Source organism: Gordonia sp. NPDC003425 (assembly GCF_053588635.1).
In genome coordinates this window covers 84,413-103,211 of record NZ_JBSFQI010000003.1, presented here as the reverse complement: position 1 = coordinate 103,211, position 18,799 = coordinate 84,413, and the positions used below count along the sequence as shown (strand labels likewise).

General features: G+C 68.4%; 18 protein-coding genes. 10 read left to right on the top strand and 8 right to left on the bottom strand.

Annotated elements, in window-relative coordinates:
* Positions 1-28: 28 nt before the first annotated feature.
* The 3 genes from ACWDTD_RS05300 to ACWDTD_RS05290 are packed head-to-tail and all read right to left on the bottom strand — an operon-like array spanning position 29 to position 3,227.
* Entirely contained in the window at positions 29-478 is a 450-nt protein-coding gene (locus ACWDTD_RS05300) for a hypothetical protein (RefSeq protein WP_449746027.1), read from the bottom strand.
* A complete protein-coding gene (locus tag ACWDTD_RS05295; RefSeq protein ID WP_449746026.1) occupies positions 478-1,191 on the bottom strand; it encodes a TIGR03089 family protein in 714 nt (237 codons plus the stop codon). Before ACWDTD_RS05295 ends, ACWDTD_RS05300 begins: the two co-directional genes overlap by 1 nt.
* A complete protein-coding gene (locus tag ACWDTD_RS05290; RefSeq protein ID WP_449746025.1) occupies positions 1,191-3,227 on the bottom strand; it encodes an LCP family glycopolymer transferase in 2,037 nt (678 codons plus the stop codon). The genes ACWDTD_RS05295 and ACWDTD_RS05290 overlap by 1 nt, the downstream gene beginning before the upstream one ends.
* 279 nt (positions 3,228-3,506) lie before the next feature.
* Between ACWDTD_RS05290 and rfbD the strand changes: the two genes are divergently transcribed.
* From rfbD to ACWDTD_RS05275, 3 genes are all read left to right on the top strand, one after another.
* Entirely contained in the window at positions 3,507-4,475 is a 969-nt protein-coding gene (gene rfbD / locus ACWDTD_RS05285; RefSeq protein ID WP_449746024.1) for a dTDP-4-dehydrorhamnose reductase, read from the top strand.
* Between the two features lie 53 nt (positions 4,476-4,528).
* A complete protein-coding gene (locus tag ACWDTD_RS05280; RefSeq protein WP_449746023.1) occupies positions 4,529-5,404 on the top strand; it encodes a glycosyltransferase family 2 protein in 876 nt (291 codons plus the stop codon).
* An 84-nt stretch (positions 5,405-5,488) separates the two neighbouring features.
* On the top strand, positions 5,489-6,559 hold the full coding sequence (locus tag ACWDTD_RS05275) for a sugar phosphate nucleotidyltransferase (protein WP_449746230.1): 1,071 nt from the start codon (positions 5,489-5,491) through the stop codon (positions 6,557-6,559).
* A gap of 52 nt (positions 6,560-6,611) precedes the next feature.
* On the opposite strand, the gene ACWDTD_RS05270 is transcribed toward ACWDTD_RS05275, so the two are convergent.
* Positions 6,612-7,271 (bottom strand): O-methyltransferase, encoded by a 660-nt coding sequence (locus ACWDTD_RS05270; RefSeq protein ID WP_449746022.1) that lies wholly within the window; start codon positions 7,269-7,271, stop codon positions 6,612-6,614.
* A 288-nt stretch (positions 7,272-7,559) separates the two neighbouring features.
* Here ACWDTD_RS05270 and sigE point away from each other — a divergent pair, with 288 nt between their 5' ends.
* The 4 genes from sigE to tatB all read left to right on the top strand — a co-directional run bounded on the left by sigE (position 7,560) and on the right by tatB (position 10,918).
* On the top strand, positions 7,560-8,210 hold the full coding sequence (sigE, locus tag ACWDTD_RS05265) for an RNA polymerase sigma factor SigE (RefSeq protein ID WP_449746021.1): 651 nt from the start codon (positions 7,560-7,562) through the stop codon (positions 8,208-8,210).
* 123 nt (positions 8,211-8,333) lie between these two features.
* Positions 8,334-8,879 (top strand): hypothetical protein, encoded by a 546-nt coding sequence (locus tag ACWDTD_RS05260; RefSeq protein ID WP_449746020.1) that lies wholly within the window; start codon positions 8,334-8,336, stop codon positions 8,877-8,879.
* A 3-nt stretch (positions 8,880-8,882) separates the two neighbouring features.
* A complete protein-coding gene (locus ACWDTD_RS05255; RefSeq protein WP_449746019.1) occupies positions 8,883-10,424 on the top strand; it encodes a trypsin-like peptidase domain-containing protein in 1,542 nt (513 codons plus the stop codon).
* 59 nt (positions 10,425-10,483) lie between these two features.
* Positions 10,484-10,918, top strand: coding sequence for a Sec-independent protein translocase protein TatB (gene tatB, locus ACWDTD_RS05250; protein WP_449746018.1), 435 nt, complete (start codon positions 10,484-10,486; stop codon positions 10,916-10,918).
* A 71-nt stretch (positions 10,919-10,989) separates the two neighbouring features.
* Here tatB and ACWDTD_RS05245 read toward each other — a convergent pair whose 3' ends face one another.
* The 4 genes from ACWDTD_RS05245 to ACWDTD_RS05230 form a co-directional block, all read right to left on the bottom strand.
* A complete protein-coding gene (locus tag ACWDTD_RS05245; RefSeq protein ID WP_449746017.1) occupies positions 10,990-12,135 on the bottom strand; it encodes an Mrp/NBP35 family ATP-binding protein in 1,146 nt (381 codons plus the stop codon).
* Positions 12,136-12,189: 54 nt separating this feature from the next.
* A complete protein-coding gene (locus tag ACWDTD_RS05240) occupies positions 12,190-13,257 on the bottom strand; it encodes a lytic transglycosylase domain-containing protein (RefSeq protein WP_449746016.1) in 1,068 nt (355 codons plus the stop codon).
* 308 nt (positions 13,258-13,565) lie between these two features.
* Entirely contained in the window at positions 13,566-14,126 is a 561-nt protein-coding gene (locus ACWDTD_RS05235) for a DUF1003 domain-containing protein (protein ID WP_449746015.1), read from the bottom strand.
* Complete coding sequence (locus ACWDTD_RS05230; RefSeq protein WP_449746014.1) at positions 14,123-15,445, bottom strand: magnesium transporter MgtE N-terminal domain-containing protein; 1,323 nt, start codon at positions 15,443-15,445, stop codon at positions 14,123-14,125. The genes ACWDTD_RS05235 and ACWDTD_RS05230 overlap by 4 nt, the downstream gene beginning before the upstream one ends.
* Before the next feature lie 34 nt (positions 15,446-15,479).
* On the opposite strand from ACWDTD_RS05230, the gene ACWDTD_RS05225 reads away from it, so the two are divergent.
* From ACWDTD_RS05225 to ACWDTD_RS05215, 3 genes are all read left to right on the top strand, one after another.
* A complete protein-coding gene (locus ACWDTD_RS05225; RefSeq protein ID WP_449746013.1) occupies positions 15,480-15,968 on the top strand; it encodes a general stress protein in 489 nt (162 codons plus the stop codon).
* Positions 15,969-16,233: 265 nt separating this feature from the next.
* Positions 16,234-17,619, top strand: coding sequence for an extracellular solute-binding protein (locus ACWDTD_RS05220; protein WP_449746229.1), 1,386 nt, complete (start codon positions 16,234-16,236; stop codon positions 17,617-17,619).
* Positions 17,616-18,797: a carbohydrate ABC transporter permease gene (locus ACWDTD_RS05215; RefSeq protein WP_449746012.1), complete on the top strand. Its 1,182-nt coding sequence runs from the start codon at positions 17,616-17,618 to the stop codon at positions 18,795-18,797. Before ACWDTD_RS05220 ends, ACWDTD_RS05215 begins: the two co-directional genes overlap by 4 nt.
* Positions 18,798-18,799 lie beyond the last annotated feature (2 nt).

Genomic DNA, 18,799 nt, shown 5'->3' with positions numbered 1-18,799 from the left:
GAGCAGCGGTCAGGGACTCAACCAGCGGTCAGGGACTTAAGCAGCGGTCAGGGACTCGAGCAGCGGTCACGGCTCGACCAGTGCGGTCGCCCGACCAAGGAGGCGACACACATTCGACGAGTATCTGGGCACGCTCGACGCCGATCCGGGCACGCTCGACGGGCGGGTGGGCACGCTCGACGGGGATCCGGGCACGTTCGACGCCGATGTGGGCACGCTCGCCGCCGATCCGGGCACGTTCGCCGCCGATCCGGGCACGTTCGACGCCGATCCGGGCACGTTCGACGCCGATGTGGGCACGTTTGACCTCGATCCGGGCACGCTCGACGGGGATCCGGGCACGCTCGACGGGGATCCGGGCACGCTCAACGCGGATCTGGGCACGCTCGACTCGGTTGTGGGCACGCTCGACTCGGTTGTGGGCACGCTCGACTCGGTTGTGGGCACGCTCGACGTGTGGGCGGCGCCCCGCGGGCATCAGCCCAGAACGACGTCCGCCTTCTCCGCGGCGGCCCGCGCGGCGAGGTCGGTGGTGTCGCCGGGTGCCACCCAGACCAGGCTGGCTCCCACACTGAGGGGGGCCAGCAGGTTCGCGACGACGCCGTCGCGGGTGTGCCACTCGCGGGTGGAGAGCACACGACTTCCCGGCGCGATCCCCGAATCCGCTGCGGCGGCACGGGCATCGGCCACAATCTCACGCCCGGTCCGGCCATCGAGTGCGGTTCCGGCGTACCGCAGTCCGGGGTACTGATCGCCGTGCACCCGGACCGCCGACGCATAGTCGCCGACACCCACCGGCAGATCACGGACGCCCAGCGCGAACGGATCGAGCGACGCCACCAGCACCTCGTCGGCGTCGGGGTACCGATCGAGTCGTTCACGGCTGGTCAGCACCACCACGGCCTCGTCGGCATCGTCACCGTCGAGCAGCACCTGCGCCCCCGACCACCACGCACCCAGCAGGATTCCAGCGGTCTGCCAGTGTTCGGGAAGATCGACGACGACGAGATCGCCTGGGAACACACCGATCTCGGCCACCAAGAAGTTCGCGGTTTTGGCTGCCCAGTTGCCGAGCGTCGCCGCCGACAACTCGGTACGTTCACCGGTCCGATCGTCGTAGAAGGTGAGAAGCGGCCGCGTCCAGTCGGTGACGGTGGCGAACAAATCGTCGGTCAGGGTGTCGCCGGCCATCAGTTCACGCAGACCGGTCCGTCGGTGCCTGCCGTGATCGGCGGCGCATTGTTCCCCACGCGCTCGCTGGCGGGCGTGTTGTCGGCCTGCGTTCCGGTGTCCGAGATCGATCCGGGGCCGTCGAAGGTGTTGGTCAGCAACAGTTTCAGCTGATGTTCGGGCAGTGAGGGGTCGGCCACCACACGCATCCCGCCGAGATCGCGGGACAGCAGCAGCGCACCGGCGTCGTCGGCGGAGCGTGCGTAGATCGCCGAGTCCTGGATGTTGGCGGGTGTGCTGCTGGTCTTACCGGCCTGGAAACCCTTGTTGGTCAATATGTTCGACACGTTGCCGGCAAGTCCGTCGATGGTGCCGGCGTTGTCCACATCCACCTTGTAGTCGCTGCGCTGGGTCGGCGCGTTCGGACGCTGCCCGTCGAGCAGTTTGGTGGTGAATGCCTGTACCGCATTGGGGTCCACGGTCACCACGCTCTGCTGACCGTCCTCGCTCCAGCCCTGCTCGTCGACCACCGGGATCGTGGCGAACTTGACCCGGCCGCCCGAGAGGTCTTTGAGCTGCTCGGCGAATTGGACGATGTCCCAGTCGTCGTCGATCACCACAGATCGCGACACCGCGTTCTCGAGGTCGCCGAGCTTGGAGGGATCGGTGAGCGTGTGCGCGGAGAGGATCTTCTGCGTCAACGACGCCATGTACACCTGTTGGCGCGTGATGCGGTCGAGGTCACCGCGCGGCAGATCATGGCGCTGCCGAACGAAACTCAGAGCCTGCGGCCCGTTGAGCGTTTGACGCCCGGCCCGGAACTTGGCACCCGAGAGCGGTTCGTCCACCGGCTCCTTCAGGCACACATCCACCCCGCCGACGGCCTTTGTCAGGAGGGCGAAGCCGAGCAATCCCACCTCGGCGTAGTGGTCGACGTGCACCCCGGTCAGATCCCCAACGGTGTCGATCAGGGCCTTGCGGCCGGCGAGGGTGCCTTCGCGCTCGGCCTCCGGCTCGCTCTTGCCCGCTTCCACCGCGCGGCGGCGAACGCCCTCCCGAGTGGTTCCGTAGGCCGCATTGATCTTGGACTTGCCGATTCCGGGCACCTCGACATATGAGTCGCGCGGGATCGAGATCGCCGTCGCCGACGATCCGTCGTTGGGGATGCGGATCAGCAGGATGGTGTCTGTGCTGGTGGATACGTCGTCGCCGGCACGCAGCCAGCGCAACTCCTGCTCCGACAGCGGATTGCCCTTCGCGTCGGTGCGTGAATCCATTCCCACCAAGAGAATGTCGACGGCCCCGTCGTCGGCGCCACCGAGGCCCAGTCCGGCGAGCTGGGTGATGCTGTTGGAGAGCCCGTTCATGCTCTTCCACGCGTAACCCGTGCACAGCAGCACGGCGACGGAGACCAGCGCCACCAGGCCGCGTCCCCAGGTCTTACGTGAGTCGAACCCGCCCAGGGACAGCCGACCGCGACGACCGGGCGGTGCCGGCGGCGCAGTGGCTCCTGCCACGTCGGCATCGGGCGACGCCGGCGGCGCCTCCCGCCGAGCAGCCGTCGGCTGAGCAGCTGTCGGCCGAGCAGTTGTGGACCGAGCAGGCTTGGTCCGGGGTTTCCCGGCCTTCTGTCGCCCGTCGCGGGTGTGGATCTCACCCGAGGTGCGCTGTTTCGACGCCCGCCCGGGCCGCGCGGCCGGTTGCGTGGCGTCGGCGTCGGCGTCGACGGGCCGTGGCCGCTGCCCGGACTCGCGCTGCGACTGCGCCGGCCCACGCTTCGGCTGTGCCGACCCACGCTGTGCCGACCCACGCTGTGCCGACCCACGCTGTTCTGTCCCGCGCGCCAATTCCCCCCGTGCGCTCGTCTCGACACGGGGCTGCTGTTTGCGGGCACGCGGAGTGGTCTCGTCCGGTCGCGGCTGTGCGCGCCGCGCACGCGGGGATGATCCCTGGTCACGACCGTCGGCCGCCGGTGGACGCCGACGTCGCGCGGCGTGGGGCTCGTCGCCGCGCGGAACGCCGGGTCGGCGTCGCGCGCCTTCGGGTCGAGACTCCACGGGTGGGTGATCCTTTGCGTTCGTCGAAGCCTGGCAGCACCGGCGGTGAAAGCCGGGCACCCACCGGCGTCGCGTTGCCGACGGGACACATGAGCATGCCGTTGTTCGAGTGGTGGCCGTTACTGATGTTGTTGTTCTGACGCCAGGCTACTGAAGTGAACAAAGAATCCACCGACGCAACGCCGACACCCGACCAGACGGCCCGACCAGACGACGCGGCATCGGTCACATCACAGCGCTCGGCGAGCGATCGCAGTTTCGGTACGGCACGATGTGCACATGCACGAGTCGGCCACCGGGGGGTCAGCGTTTCCCGTGGGCAGGCTGTGGGTGGTGGGAGCGGCAGGTCAGGTGGGATCCGCCCTGCTCAACGACCCGCGCCCCGGATGGGAGATCGTCCCTCTCACCTCCGCGGACATCGACATCACCGACGCCGCGTCGGTACGTACCGCACTCGCTGACCTGGCGCGCGGCGACGTGCTGATCAACTGTGCCGCCTACACCAACGTCGACGGCGCCGAATCCGACCCCGAGGGCGCCGCCCTGGTCAACGCAATCGGACCGGGGCACCTGGCCACCCGCACCGCGGGAGTGGGGGCGTGGCTGATCCACATCTCCACCGACTACGTCTTCGGTGGTGCCGCCGCGGGCGGGCGCAGCGATGATGCGCCGGAAATGCAGGTCAGGACCACCCCGTACGAGCCGGATGACGTCGACCTCACGGTCACCCCCGACACCGTCTACGGGGCCACCAAACTCGACGGCGAACTCGCCGCCCGTGCCGCCGACCCCCACACCACCGTGGTACGCACCGCGTGGGTCTACACCGGTGGTCCCGGCAGCCGCGACTTCGTCGGCACCATGCGCCGCCTCGAATCCGAGCGGGACGTCATCAGCGTCGTCGACGACCAGACCGGGTCGCCCACCTATGCACGTGACCTTGCCGCCGGTCTGTGGGAGCTCGCCGCACGCGCAGGCGACGAAACCGTCACCGGGCGCGTCCTGCACGCCACCAACACGGGCGCGGCGACCTGGTTCGAGGTGGCGCGTGCGGTGTTCGCCGAACTGGGCGCCGACCCCGCCCGTGTCCATCCGGTGACCACCGACGAGTTCCCGCGGCCGGCACCGCGGCCGGCCTATTCGGTGCTCTCGCCCGCGGCGTGGACGTCGGCCGGATTGACGCCGCTTCGCGACTGGCGCGAGGCGTTGGCCGCCGCGGTGGCCCACGACGCCGTCGAGACCGGATGACGCGGCCCGGAGCGGTGCACGGCGACGTGCAGACGGTTGGTTACCCTGACCGGATGACGTCCCAGCTGGCCGTGGTCACGGTCACCTACTGGTCCGGCGGGTACCTCGAGACCTTCCTGAAGAGCCTCGAGCACGCCAGCTGCGCGCTTCCGCCCGTGGTGATCGCCGACAACGGCTCCGGCGACGGCGCTCCGGAGGCCGCCGCCCGCGACCATGCGAACGTCCGGGTGATCGACACCGGCGGCAACCTCGGATACGGGGGCGGCATCAACCGCGCCGTCGCCGAACTCGACCCGGACATCGACCTGGTGGTGATCGCCAACCCCGACGTGGAATGGCAGCCGGGCGCGATCGACGAACTCGTCGCCGCAGCCGCGAGATGGCCGCGGGCAGGATCGCTGGGACCGCTGATCCGGGAACCAGACGGTTCGGTCTACCCGTCGGCGCGGCGTGTCCCCGACCTGGTGTCGGGCACCGGCCACGCCGTGTTCGGCTCGATCTGGAAATCCAACCCGTGGACGGCCACCTATCGGGCCGACGACGTGGCGCCCAGCGAGCGGCCGGTCGGCTGGCTGTCGGGTTCGTGCCTGCTGGTCCGCCGGGAGGCGTTCGACGCGATCGGTGGCTTCGACGAGCGGTATTTCATGTACATGGAAGACGTCGACCTCGGCGACCGGCTCGGCAAGGCCGGATGGCTCAACGTCTATGTGCCCGGAGCAGAGGTGGTGCACACCAAGGGGCACAGCGCCGGACGTGAACCCGAGTCGATGCTGCCCGCGCACCACCGCAGTGCCTACCGGTTCCAGGCCGACCGCAATCCCGGATTGCTGCGCGCCCCGCTGCGCCTGGCGTTGCGTGCGGGACTCGCGGCGCGCTCGTGGCTCGCCGTGCGCGCTGCCCGCCGATCGACCGACCGCACCGTCCACTGACCACCGAAGAGGAGCCCTTACGTGACCGGATTCAACGTCCCGGCGACGCACACACCTGCCGCGCAACCTTCCGTCGACGTCGACATGTCGCAGGTGCAGGCGGTGGTCCTCGTCGGCGGTAAGGGCACCCGACTGCGGCCACTGACCCTGTCGGCGCCCAAACCGATGCTGCCCGTCGCCGGTCTGCCGTTCCTCACCCACCTGCTGTCGCGGATTCGCGCGTCGGGCATCCGCGACGTGATCCTGGGAACCTCGTTCAAGGCCAACGTGTTCTCCGAGTACTACGGCGACGGCTCCAAACTCGATATGCGACTGCGCTACGTCACCGAGGACGAACCACTCGGCACCGGCGGCGGAATCCGCAACGTGCTCGACGAGCTCACCGCACCCGACATCGTGGTGTTCAACGGAGATGTGTTGTCGGGCACCGACATCCAGCAGGTCGTCGCCACCCACAAGAACACCGAGGCAGACGTCACGCTGCACCTGGTGCGCGTCGGCGACCCGCGCGCCTTCGGTTCGGTGCCCACCGACGACGAGGGCCGCGTCACCGCGTTCCTGGAGAAGACCCAGGATCCGCCCACCGACCAGATCAACGCGGGTACCTATGTGTTCAAACGGGAGATCATCGAGATGATCCCCGCGGGTCGTGAGGTGTCGGTGGAACGCGAGGTGTTCCCCAAACTCCTCGCGGAGGGCAGACGCGTTCAGGCCTACGTCGACAACACGTACTGGCGCGACATGGGCACCCCGGAGGATTTCGTTCGCGGATCGGCCGACCTCGTGCGCGGGATCGCGCCGTCGCCCGCGCTCGGTGACCGCCACGGGGAATCGCTGGTCCATGAGGGAGCGGGCGTGGGACCCGGTGCGGTCCTCATCGGCGGCACCGTCGTCGGCCGCGGCGGCGAGATCGGTCCGCGCGCACGGCTCGACGGGGCGGTGATCTTCGACGGCGCGGTCATCGAGGCCGGCGCGGTGGTGGAACGCAGCATCGTCGGCTTCGGTGCGCGCATCGGCCCCCGGGCGCTCATCCGCGACACCGTGATCGGCGACGGAGCCGAGGTGGGCGCGCGCTGCGAACTGTTGCGTGGTGCCCGGGTGTGGCCTGGCGTGCAGCTTCCCGACGGTGGGGTGCGGTTCTCCACCGACGTGTGATTCTGCCGGCCCGGGGGTTGACCGGGACCGCGCGCGGACCAGGGCGCCGGCGTCAGCGTGCCTTCGCGGCCGCCAGCACGCCCTCACCGAGCGGGATCACCACCGGCAGCAAACGGTCGTCGTCGGCGATGGCCAGCGCCGCCTCACGGGCCGCGGAGGTCAGCGGATCGGTACGGTCCGGATCGCCCACCGCACCCGACGCGGTCGCATTGTGGACCACCACCACACCACCCGGGCGCAGCATGCGGACGGCCTCGCGGACGAAGGCGGGGAGATCGATCAGCGGTCCGTCGATGAACACCAGGTCGTAGGACGCATCCGACAGTCGCGGCAACACCTCGCGGGGAGCGCCGTTGATCAGCCGCGTGCGACCGGGCGCGATGTCGGCGCCGGCGAACGATGCGCGCGCTGCCCGATGATGTTCGAGTTCGGGATCGATGGTCGTCAGCACCCCGTCGGAAGCCATCCCGCTCAACAGCCAGAGTCCGCTCACCCCGGTGCCGGTGCCGATCTCGGCGACCGCGCGTGCGTTGCCGCTGCGTGCCAGCAACGCGAGCAGCGCGCCGACCGCGGGGCTCACCGGGGATGCCCCCAACTCGGTGGCACGAGCGCGTGCGGCCACCAGCGCGTCGTCCTCCACGATCGCCGATTCCGCGTAGTCGATCATCGCGGCGGCCGGTGCGCCGGCGCCGTCCGGGCCTGAGTCGGTCATGCCAGTGACCTTAGGCCGCTCCGGCGGACAACCGGGAGCGGCGCGCCCTACCAGCGCGATCACGGGAAGCACCCATCCGCTTCGACGGCGGCTCCGACTTACTCAGTGAAACCTCAGGCACCTCACACGGCGACCACGGAACGGTGGGAGAAGGTGAGTCCACACCCCCGGAACGGGCACGGAATACCGCGTCGCTATCCGGGGTTCACCACAGTAAACATGCATCGGAGGGGATGGACGTGATTTCGGCACCCGACGATCATCGCGAGAAAGGAACCGGCCATCACCGTGTCTGATTCCGTGTCGCAGTCTGATGCCACGTCGCAGTCTGATGCCACGTCGCTCCCCGGCGAGATCGTCGATCCGCCGACCGGTACCGCCGGATTCGACGCGACCGGCGACAGTTACCTGATGCCGTCCTGGGACGAACTGGTCCGGGAGCACGCCGACCGGGTGTACCGCCTCGCCTACCGACTGTCGGGCAATCAGCACGATGCCGAGGATCTCACCCAGGAGACCTTCATCCGGGTGTTCCGCTCGCTGTCGAACTACCGTCCCGGCACCTTCGAGGGCTGGCTGCACCGCATCACGACCAATCTCTTCCTGGACATTGTGCGGCGCCGCAACAAGATTCGCATGGAAGCGCTGCCCGAGGAGTACGACCGGGTTCCGGCCGACACCCCTGATCCCGAACAGGTCTACGCCGATGCCAATCTGGACCCGGACCTGCAGGACGCGCTCGATTCGCTCACGCCGGATTTCCGCGCCGCCGTTGTGTTGTGCGACATCGAAGGTCTGTCGTACGAGGAGATCGCCGCGACCCTCGGTGTGAAGCTGGGCACCGTGCGCAGTCGCATCCACCGCGGCCGGCAGACCATTCGCGATCATCTCGCCGCCCGCGGCCACGACAATCGTCGTTCGGTCGCCGTCGGCTCCTGACACGACCCGGGGAACCCCTCACGACGCTGATCCGTTGGCAGCTTCGGATAGGCTGTGGTGCCGACACACCGCGCATGAATCCGTGCGACGAATGCCAGCCCGTGGAGAGGGGTGAGGGGACAGATGATGGACGGCCGACGGGGTCGACAGGATTCCGGAACGCTCGGCGACGACGTGACGCCGGAGAACCTGCGCCGACGTCGTCGCTCCGCATGGAATCCCTCGAGCTGGACACCGGCCACCACATCCTTCTCCGCAAACCCGACGCATCAGCAGCCCCGCACGCGCGGTGGCCAGCGGTTCGCCTCCACCGAGCACCTGGCACCCGAGGCCGTCGCCGCGTTCGTCGACGGTGAGCTCGGCATGACCGCCCACGTGCGCGCCACCCACCACCTCACCCTGTGCCCGGAGTGCATGTCCGCGGTCGACGCCCAGCTCGCCGCGCGCACCCGGCTGCGCGAGTCCGGCGCGGTGTCGGTTCCCGATTCGTTGCTCGGCCAGCTGGCCGAGATCCCGACCCGCGAGATCGATCTGTCGGAGATCCGCGCCGACCATCGTGCCGGCCGCGGCCGCCCGGCCCAGCAGCCCCCGATGTCCTTCCCCGCCGGCCTTCCCCCGGTCGATGTGCCGGGCACGCGAGGCCGCATGAACCGCTGGCGAGGCCGCTGACACGTGGCCGACGACGACACGACCTCCCCCGACAACACGACCACCCCCGACAACTCACCGTTCAGCCGCGAAAACGCGGCGCGTACCGGCGGTACGGTGTCGCAGGTCGATTCCCACGACGCGGCACCCCGGCACGCTCCGGTGTCACCGTCGACGGCCCAGGTCTTCGGCCGGCCCGCCGGAGTGGACGGCTCCTTCGCGAACGCTCCCGGGGAGACCCGCGGGCCGCAGCCGCAGATCGCGCCGCCGGATCCGGTGCTGGCCGAGGCCTTCGGGCGTCCCGAGGGCACCACCGACACGCTGCAGCGCGACCCGCTCGCCACCTTCGGCGTCGACGAGCAGCCTGCGTCGTCGCCCGACCCGTGGCGCGACCCGGAGAGCCCCGCCTCCCTCGACACCCCTGCTCTCGCCCCTCCGACGCGGGAGGCACCTACCGTCGCCGGACCCAAGTTGTCGGTGAAGGATGTGCTGTTCGGTAACAAGATCGCGTGGCATGCCTTGGCGTCGCTCGCGGTGATCGCCTTGTTGATCGGGGTGGTCGGCGGCCTGGTGGGCCGGTACACCGCCGAGGTGGCCGCGCCGCTGAACAGCGACACGGTGACCCTCTCCACGGGTGGTTCCGATTCCGGTGACCAGCCGAGATCCGCGGTGGCGAAGGTTGCGCAGGCGGTGGAGAAATCGGTGGTCTCCGTCGACGTGCGCACCGCGAGCGCCTACGGCACCGGATCGGGTTTCGTCATCGACAAGGCCGGCTACATCCTGACCAACAATCACGTCATCTCCATGGCCGCCAACGACACCAGCGCCAAGCTCGAGGTGGTGTTCTTCGACCGTCAGCGCGTGCCCGCCCGCATCGTGGGACGCGACATCCGCACCGACTTGGCGGTTCTCAAGGTCGACAACGTCGACAACCTGACGGTGGCGAAGATCGGCAACTCCGACGATTTGCAGATCGGTGAGGAAGTGGTGGCCTTCGGCTCGCCCCTGGGCCTCGACCGCACCGTCACCAGCGGCATCATCAGCGCCACTCACCGCGCGGTGCCCTTGGCGCCCGACGCCGACTCCGACACCGACGCGGTGATCGACGCGATCCAGACCGACGCGTCGATCAACCCGGGCAATTCCGGTGGGCCGCTGGTGAACGAGTCGGCGGCCGTCATCGGCATCAACACCGCGATCGCCTCCGGCGCCGGGGGATCGGTGGGCCTTGGCTTCGCGATCCCGATCAATCAGGCCATCCCGATCGCGCAGACGCTCATCCGTGACGGCAAGGTGAATCATCCGCAGATCGGGGTGAGTGCGAGTTCGGTGCGTAACGACCGTGTTCTCGGGGCTCAGATCCGCAACGTGGTCGACGGGGGTCCGGCGGCGGCCGCCGGGGTCCGTGAAGGCGACGTGATCACCTCGTTCAACGGCCGTACCATCGAGAGCGCCGACGAATTGACGGTGGCCGTGCGCACGACGAAGATCGGTCAGCAGGTGCCGTTCACCTACTGGCGCGATGGCCGCACCTTCAACGGCACCATGACGACCGCCAGCGACTAGGGTGGGCGACGTTCGTATCCGGATCGCCGGGTGCGGTTCGCGACGAGCAGGGAAGTGCCATGTTCAGCAGTGTCGGTTGGGGCGAGATCCTCGTGCTGCTGATGGCCGGGTTGATCATCCTGGGACCCGAGCGACTCCCCGGTGCGGTGAGCTGGACCATGCAGTCGCTGCGCAAGGCGCGCGAGTACGCGACCGGCGCCACCGATCAACTCAAGAACGAGCTCGGTCCCGAGTTCGACGATCTGCGCAAACCGCTGTCCGATCTCAATGACCTGCGCGGCATGACGCCGCAGGCCCTGATCACCAAGCATCTCTTCGACGGGGACACCTCGGTGTTCACCAGCGGTGAGAGTGCCACCACCGTCGACCGTGATCGCGTGGCCACACCGCCCATCAAGCCGGTGTCGGCGCCGTTGCCCACCACCGAACCCACCGACACGTCCGGAGGCGGCGAACGGCGACGCCACGACGTCACCGACTGGGACGCCACCTGACCGCTGTCGGAGCCCTAGTGCCGTAGATCGGAGTCACCAGGTGACACCGAAATACGGCACAAGCCAGCCGGTCAGCCCCGTCGGGTGGTGTCGATGCCCAGGCTCATCCCGGCCAGGCCGCGCCGCCGCACCGCCAGCCGGTCGGCGACCGCGCGCAGGGCACGTCCCGACGCCGATTCCGGCGCCGACAACACGACGGGCACCCCGCTGTCGCCGCCCTCGCGCAGGGTGGTTTCCAACGGGATCTGTCCGAGCAGTTCCACCGTCGCGCCCACCGCACGGCTGAGCCGTTCGGCCACCTTCTCGCCGCCGCCGGACCCGAAGGGTTCCATCCGGGTGCCGTCGGGGAGTTCGAGCCACGACATGTTCTCCACCACGCCGAGAATCTTCTGCCGGGTCTGCAGGGCGATCGCCCCGGCGCGTTCGGCCACCTCGGCGGCCGCCTGCTGAGGTGTGGTGACCACCAGGATCTCCGCTCCGGGGATGAGCTGCGCGATCGAGATGGCGACGTCGCCGGTGCCGGGCGGCAGGTCGAGCAGCAACACGTCGAGGTCGCCCCAGTACACGTCGGCCAGGAACTGTTGCAGCGCACGGTGCAGCATCGGGCCACGCCAGGTGACCGGGGTGTTGCCGTCGGTGAACTGGCCGATCGAGATGAACCTCACGCCGTGACTGTTCGGCGGCATGATCATTTTCTCGACCTGCGTGGGTTTGGCGTCGCTGCCGAGCATGCGGGGCACCGAATGCCCGTAGATGTCGGCGTCGAGCACGCCGACCGACAGCCCCTTCTCGGCCAGAGCGCAGGCCAGATTGACGGTCACCGACGATTTGCCGACACCGCCCTTGCCCGACGCCACCGCGTAGACGCGAGTCAGCGAACCCGGCTGGGCGAAGGGGATCACCGGTTCGGCCTTGTCGCCGCGCAGCTTCTTGCGCAGTTCGGTGCGCTGTTCGTCGTCCATCACGTCGAGATCCACCCGGACCGCGCCGACCGCGGGTACGTCGGCGACCGCGGCCTGCACGCGGCCGGAGATCTCGGTGCGCATCGGACATCCCGAGGTGGTCAGATACACGGTCACGTCGACGCTGGCGTCGTCGTTGACCGCGATGGACTTGACCATGCCCAGGTCGGTGATCGGTTTGCCGATCTCGGGATCGTTGACCTTGCTCAGTGCGGCACGGATCGCCGATTCGGTGGGAAGCACTCCGGTAGTCATCTCCGCCAGCTTAGCGCCGGCGCCGGGGCACCGATCGCGGGCGCTCCCGCGTCCCTACCGCGTCGGTGTGGGCGTGGGTGAGGGGCCCGGAGCCTGCTTGGCCTTGGGCGAGGGTGCCGGAGCAGGTGCCGGCTGACCGGGCAGGGTGATACCCGGCGGCAGGCAGATCGGTCCGAGGCACTGCTGGGTGGGGGTGGTGGTCGACGGTGTGGTCGACGAGGTGTCCGAGCTGGTGCCCGGAGTGGATGACGGTGCCGACGGCTTGGACGTCGACGCCTTCGAGGAGGGGGGCCGCTTGGGCTCGGGAATCGGGTTGGTCGGCATCACTCCGGTGGCGTAGGCGCCCGCCCAGGCGAGGACGTTGGCCACGTAATCCATCGAGTGGTTGTACCGGTACACCGCGGCGACCTTGTTCTTGTCGGTCATGATGTCGGCGAACCCGGCGCACAGATACCTGCCGGCGGAGTAGGTGGCGTCGAAAACGTTGTTGGGGTCGGCCTTGCCGTCGCCGTTCGCGTCGGCCCCCCACGAGGCCCAGGTGCTCGGAATGAACTGCATCGGCCCCATGGCCCGCGCGTATCCGCCGCCGTGGCGGATCACCTCGTTGCCGGCCAGCGAGCCGTCGAGCACCGGACCCTCGATGGGGTTGATGGTGGTGCCGTACTGGTCCACCGAGCCGTTCGACGCGTGATTGGATTCGATCCGTCCGATACCCGCGAGGAGGAACCAGGGCAGCTTGCACTGCGGCTGCTCGGTGGCCATCCGGTTGGCGGCGAGCTTGTAGGCCTGCAGGACGATGCCGGGAATGCCCAGGGGGCCGGTCGGCAGGTCGGCGGCCACACGGTACTGCGGCGCGACGTCGGCGACCGACTGCGCCGGACGCTGCGGTGGAGGGGCGAAACCGAGGAGCGCGACCGGCTCGGCGAGAGCGACCTCGGCCAGCACGACCGGTTTCGGCGGTGCCGCCGACGGCGTGGGAACGCCGCCCTGCGCGCTCGACGTCGCCGCGGCCAGCACCATCGCGGCCAGCAGCGTGCCGCCGGTGCCCGCGGTCAGCACTCGACGGGGGATACCGGGACGACGCGGCCCCGTGGCGCGGCGCAGGATGCGCGGTGCTCTCATGCCCGCACACCTGTCTGACCGGTACCTCCCGGTCGCGTCGCCAACCCCGTCACCGTCACTCCGTCACCTCGTGATCGCCTTGTCGCCCACATCGGCCGTCGACACACCAAGCGGACGACCCCGCGCGGACCCCCGTACTCGCGTAACGAGCGGTCCGGAGGCGATCAGCACTGCAACCTGTTGACACCGCGATCACCCCGGCACACTGTGACCCACCATACATATGGGTCGGGTGTCCCAAATGCGGAACCCGACAAGAGTTCACCATACGCATCTGATCGTTCAACAGAGCGTGGGAGTTACGCAGGTCACCGCGTCCGGGGCCGACGATCCTCCGGGTGTCCGTGACGCTGAACGGATCGGTCGGTGGCCGGTGCGTCCAGCCCGTTGGCGCGGGCCTCAAGTCGCTCGGTCAGCTCGTCGAGGAGGTCGTCGAGTTCCCTGCGTAGATAGTCCCGCGAGACGGTGTCGCCGACGGCGAGGCGCACGGCGGCGAGCTCACGGGCCAAGAATTCGGTGTCGGCCTTTGTCTGCGCGGCGCGCGAACGGTCCTCGTCGAGCGCGACGCGGTCGCGGTTCTCCTGACGGTTCTGGGCGAGCAGGATGAGCGGTGCGGCGTATGCGGCCTGCGTGGAGAACGCGAGATTGAGCAGGATGAACGGGTAGGGGTCGAAACGCAGCGCCACCCAGCTGAGGTTGATGGCGATCCAGACGATCACGATCACGGTCTGGATCGCCAGGTAGCGCCCGGTTCCCAGGAACCGGGCGATGCGCTCGGCGTACACGCCGATGAGATCGGTGTCGACGTGGATCGAGGGCCGACGACGGTCCCGGGGGGTGTCGAGGCGGCGCCCACTCTGATCGCTCATGTGCGCACCTCCGGGGTTCCGCTTGAGCCCGCGTCGGACTCGGCTTCATCCACGTCGTCGGGTTCGGTCTCACGCCAGTCGCGCGGCAGCAACTCGTCGAGTAGGTCGTCGACGCTGACCGCACCCAGCAGATGGTTTCCGTCATCGACCACGGGACCGCACACCAGGTTGTAGGTGGCGAAGTACCGTGTCACGGTTTCCAGTGAGTCCTCCGGGTTGAGCATCGCGAGGTCGGTGTCCAGGATGCCGCCGACAATGTTGGCCGGCGGCTCGCGCAGCAGCGCCTGCAGGTGGACGCACCCCAGATACTTGCCCGTCGGCGTGGCCGTCGGTGGCCGCACCACGAAGATCATGCTGGCCGCGGCGGGGGTGACGTCGGGGTCACGCACCCGTGCCAGCGCCTCGGCGATCGTGGTGGCTGCGGTGACGATCAAAGGTTCTGGGGTCATCAGGCCGCCCGCGGTGTCGGGGGAGTGGATCAGCAATCGGCGGACGGGTTCGGACTCCTGCGGATCCATCCGGGCCAGCAGCGACTCGGCCTCGCTCGTCGACAACTCCCCGAGCACGTCGGCGGCGTCGTCGGGGTCCATCGCCTCGAGCACGTCGGCGGCACGGTCCACGCCCAGATGATTCAACAGTTCGGTCTGGTCGTCGGGCGGCAACTCCTGCAGCACGTCGGCCAGCCGCTCGTCGTGGAATGCCGCCGCGATCTCGTCGCGGCGCTTGGGCGGCAACTCGCGCAGCGCGTTGGCCACATCTGCTGCCCGCATTCCCTCGAACTGCGACAAAGCTTGTGCGACACCCTGTCCCGGTAGTTCCAGAGCGCTCTGGGTGAGGCCGTGGACGTGACTCCAGTCCACCACATGGGTCTCGCCGCGACGCAGTCCGCGGCGCACCGGACGTACGGCGACGCGCGAGATCACCCAGTCGCGGGTACGGGTGCGCTCGAGTCCCAGATCCACCACGGTGACGTCGATCCCGGCGAGGTCGGCGAGATCGGGGTCGTCGACGCGCACGCGCGTCTCGAGGATCTGCCCGATCGCAAGCGCCTCGCCCGGGCGAAGATTCAGCCGCCGCAGACTCACGTTTCCGGTGTTCAGAGTCACCGCTGTCGGATCGATCGCCGTGACCCGCAACATCGGCACGAAAATGCGTCGCCGGGTGGCCAGTTCGACCGCCAGACCGAGGACTCGGGGCTGCTGGCCGGGTAGACGCACCGCGACAACGGCGTCCCGAACACGGCCGATGGATTCGCCGTCGGGGCCGAGAACCACCAATCCGACTAATCTGGCCACGAACACCTTGCTCACCGACGCCATGGGGGTAAGGGTAGTTGCGAGCGGAGGACACGACATGACCAACCCGATGCGTCCCGGACGGCAGACCCCGGGCCTGCCCACACCACCGAAAGGATGGCCGATCGGTTCGTACGCCACGTACGCCGAGGCGCAACGCGCCGTTGACTACCTCTCCGACGAGAACTTCACCGTGGAGGACGTCACCATCGTCGGTGTCGACCTCATGCAGGTGGAGCGGGTTTTGGGACGGCTCACGTGGGGCAAGGTGATCGGCGGCGGCATCGTGTCGGGCGCGTGGCTCGGTCTGTTCTTCGGTCTGCTGGTGTCCATCGTGTTCACCGGTAATCCGCTGGCACCCATCATCTTCGGCCTCGTCGGCGGCGTCATCTTCGGCGTGATCTCCACGACCATCCCGTACGCGGCGACCCGCGGCCAGCGTGACTTCGCGTCGACGATGCAGTTGGTGGCGGGACGCTACGACGTGCTCTGTGACCCCAAGAGCGCGGAGAAGGCCCGCGACATGTTGGCCCGTCTGAATCCCTGATTCAGCCGAACGCATCACCGGCGGTTTCGGCCACGGTCCGGTCTCGATTCGAGAGATGTGGCACGGGTATGCCGATTGTGTTGCGGGTCACGTCTACTCGCGGCTAGCGTATCCTCCGAGCGGCACACGATGACGTGTGCTGAACTGCGTGCGACTTCGAGGAGGATGCGTGCGGAGCGATATCGGCAGGGTCGACGCAACACGTCGCGAGAAGCGGAAGGGCTCCGGACGGTTCCGGGCCAGAACGATCGTGGCGCTCGCCGCCATGGCGACGGGCATCCCGCTCGTCAGCGCCTGCGGCGCCGGGTACACCGCCGGCGTGCTCAATCTGTATCCGCCCGCCGACGGTGCCACGTCGATCGCCTCGATGGCCGACAAGTGCTCACAGGAATCCGGCGGAAAATACCGCATCGTCACCACGCCGTTGCCCAAGTCCGCCGACGACCAGCGCCTGCAGCTCGCGCGGCGACTCGCGGGCAACGACAAGAGCCTCGACCTCATGGGCATGGACGTCGTGTGGACGGCCGAGTTCGCCGATGCGGGCTGGGTGGAGCCGGTGCCGGAGAAGTACGCCACCGAGGTCACCGCCCGCACGCTGGGCGGCCCACTCGAGACCGCCATCTGGAAGACCCCGTCGGACGACGAACGTCATCTGTACGCCATCCCGATCTGGACCAACACCCAGTTGCTCTGGTACCGCAAGGACGTCCTGCAGGACACACTCGGCAAATCAACCCCCGCCGACACCTGGGAGGGCATGGTGGCCGACGCCACCCGGAGCCTGGCCAAGGGCGGTCCGAGCTGGATCATGGTGCAGGGCAGGCAGTATGAGGGCCTGATGGTCTGGTTCAACTCCGTGCTCGCCAGTGCGGGCGGTTCCGTGGTGAGCCCCGACGACCCGAACAAGCAGACCCTCAACGACACCCCGGAGCACCGCGCGGCAACGGTCAAGGCGCTGCAGATCCTGAAGCTGATCGCGACCGCACCGGGTGCCGATCCCTCGCTCACCAACTCCGACGAGGGGGCGTCCCGTCTCGGTATGGAGTCCGGTCGCGCCATCTACCAGGTCAACTGGCCGTTCGTGCTGGCGTCGATGCGGGAGAACTCGGCCGCGGGCAGCGTCCCGTTCCTACCCGAGATGACCAGGTACAACAGCCTGATCTCCAACAGCGACAATCCGCCCACCGACGCCCAGTTGGCACCGGTGAACGATCTGGTGCGCACCAAGTTCAACTTCGCTCCGTATCCGGGTGTCGGCGGCGGGCTGCCCGCCAAGACCACCCTGGGCGGTCTGAACGTCGCGGTGGCCACCACCTCGCAGCAGAAGGATCTCGCGTTCCAGGCGGCGATGTGCATCACCAACGAGCGGGCGCAGAAGTTCTACTCGATCGACGCGGGCACACCGCCGGTCATCGCGTCGCTCTACAACGACCCGGACTTCCGCGCCGCCTATCCGATGGCCGATGAGATCAAGCGGCAGCTCGAGCCCGAGCATGCGGCACTGCGTCCCAAATCTCCCGACTATCAGGCGATCTCCACGTTGCTGCAGGCGAAGCTGTCGCCGGTGGGTTCGTGGGATCCCGAAACCCAGGTGGATGTGCTCGCCAAGGCGGTACAAAACGCCATCGACGGAAAGGGACTGATTCCATGACGACCGGTGAAGGCCAGTCTCCTGGTGACGATCCGCAGGAGCGCCCGCACGGCAGGCACGCGCTGCCCTCCGATGACGGCGCAGTCGACAACGACGCCCCGACGCAGGGTGGTCCGGGTTCCTATGGCGAGACCGTGCATTCGGATGCGTGGACACCGCCCGAACGGGTGAGCACCGCGGGATCGGCCGTGTCGCCCGCGTCTGCCGCGTCGCCCGCGGTGTCCGCACCCGCCGCGACTGCCACCGCCACCGCCGATCGGAAGCAGCCCGCGCTGCGTGAACCGAAGACCAAGGCGATCAGCGAGGGCAAGAAGGAGGAACGGCGACTGGCCTTCTGGCTGATCGCGCCGGCCGTGCTCCTGATGCTCGTCGTCACCGGATACCCCATCGTCTACGCCTTCTGGCTGTCGCTGAACAAGTCGAGCCTGTCGGCGCCGGGTGAACGCGAGTTCGTCTGGTTCAGCAACTATGTGACGGTGCTCGGCGACAGTTTCTGGTGGCAGGCGTTCTTCGTCACGGTCGGCATCACGGTGGTGTCGGTGGCGATCGAGTTCGTGCTGGGCTTCGCCCTCGCGATGGTCATGCACCGCACCATCTTCGGGCGCGGCACCATCCGCACCCTGGTGCTGATTCCGTACGGCATCGTGACGGTCGCGGCCGCGTTCTCGTGGTACTACGCGTGGACGCCGGGCACCGGCTACCTCGCGAACCTCTTACCCGACGGGTCTGCGCCGCTCACCCAGCACTGGCCGTCGCTGGGCATCATCGTCCTCGCCGAGGTGTGGAAGACAACGCCGTTCGTGGCGCTGCTGCTTCTGGCCGGACTCGCGCTGGTGCCCGACGACATGCTCAAGGCCGCCGAGGTCGACGGTGCGGGAGCGTGGACGAGACTGTGGCGCATCATCATTCCGCTGATGAAGCCGGCGATCCTGGTGGCGTTGCTGTTCCGTACGCTCGACGCGTTCCGCATCTTCGACAACATCTACGTGCTCACCGCGGGTAACAACAACACCGGCTCGGTGTCGATGCTCGGCTACAACAACCTGTTCCGTGCGTTCAACCTCGGTGTGGGGTCTGCGATCTCGATCCTGATCTTCTTCTGTGTGGCGATCATCGCCTTCGTGTTCATCAAGGGCTTCGGCACCGCGGCGCCCGGCTCCGAGAATGTCGAGAGGTAGGT

Excerpts from the sequence above, each read along its gene's own strand:
- ACWDTD_RS05300 (WP_449746027.1), bottom strand. The coding sequence starts at position 478 with ATGCCCGCGGGGCGCCGCCCACACGTCGAGCGTGCCCACAACCGAGTC.
- ACWDTD_RS05295 (WP_449746026.1), bottom strand. The coding sequence starts at position 1,191 with ATGGCCGGCGACACCCTGACCGACGATTTGTTCGCCACCGTCACCGAC.
- rfbD (WP_449746024.1), top strand. The coding sequence starts at position 3,507 with ATGCACGAGTCGGCCACCGGGGGGTCAGCGTTTCCCGTGGGCAGGCTG.
- ACWDTD_RS05280 (WP_449746023.1), top strand. The coding sequence starts at position 4,529 with ATGACGTCCCAGCTGGCCGTGGTCACGGTCACCTACTGGTCCGGCGGG.
- ACWDTD_RS05275 (WP_449746230.1), top strand. The coding sequence starts at position 5,489 with ATGTCGCAGGTGCAGGCGGTGGTCCTCGTCGGCGGTAAGGGCACCCGA.
- ACWDTD_RS05270 (WP_449746022.1), bottom strand. The coding sequence starts at position 7,271 with ATGACCGACTCAGGCCCGGACGGCGCCGGCGCACCGGCCGCCGCGATG.
- ACWDTD_RS05260 (WP_449746020.1), top strand. The coding sequence starts at position 8,334 with ATGATGGACGGCCGACGGGGTCGACAGGATTCCGGAACGCTCGGCGAC.
- tatB (WP_449746018.1), top strand. The coding sequence starts at position 10,484 with ATGTTCAGCAGTGTCGGTTGGGGCGAGATCCTCGTGCTGCTGATGGCC.
- ACWDTD_RS05245 (WP_449746017.1), bottom strand. The coding sequence starts at position 12,135 with ATGACTACCGGAGTGCTTCCCACCGAATCGGCGATCCGTGCCGCACTG.
- ACWDTD_RS05240 (WP_449746016.1), bottom strand. The coding sequence starts at position 13,257 with ATGAGAGCACCGCGCATCCTGCGCCGCGCCACGGGGCCGCGTCGTCCC.
- ACWDTD_RS05235 (WP_449746015.1), bottom strand. The coding sequence starts at position 14,126 with ATGAGCGATCAGAGTGGGCGCCGCCTCGACACCCCCCGGGACCGTCGT.
- ACWDTD_RS05230 (WP_449746014.1), bottom strand. The coding sequence starts at position 15,445 with ATGGCGTCGGTGAGCAAGGTGTTCGTGGCCAGATTAGTCGGATTGGTG.
- ACWDTD_RS05225 (WP_449746013.1), top strand. The coding sequence starts at position 15,480 with ATGACCAACCCGATGCGTCCCGGACGGCAGACCCCGGGCCTGCCCACA.
- ACWDTD_RS05220 (WP_449746229.1), top strand. The coding sequence starts at position 16,234 with ATGGCGACGGGCATCCCGCTCGTCAGCGCCTGCGGCGCCGGGTACACC.
- ACWDTD_RS05215 (WP_449746012.1), top strand. The coding sequence starts at position 17,616 with ATGACGACCGGTGAAGGCCAGTCTCCTGGTGACGATCCGCAGGAGCGC.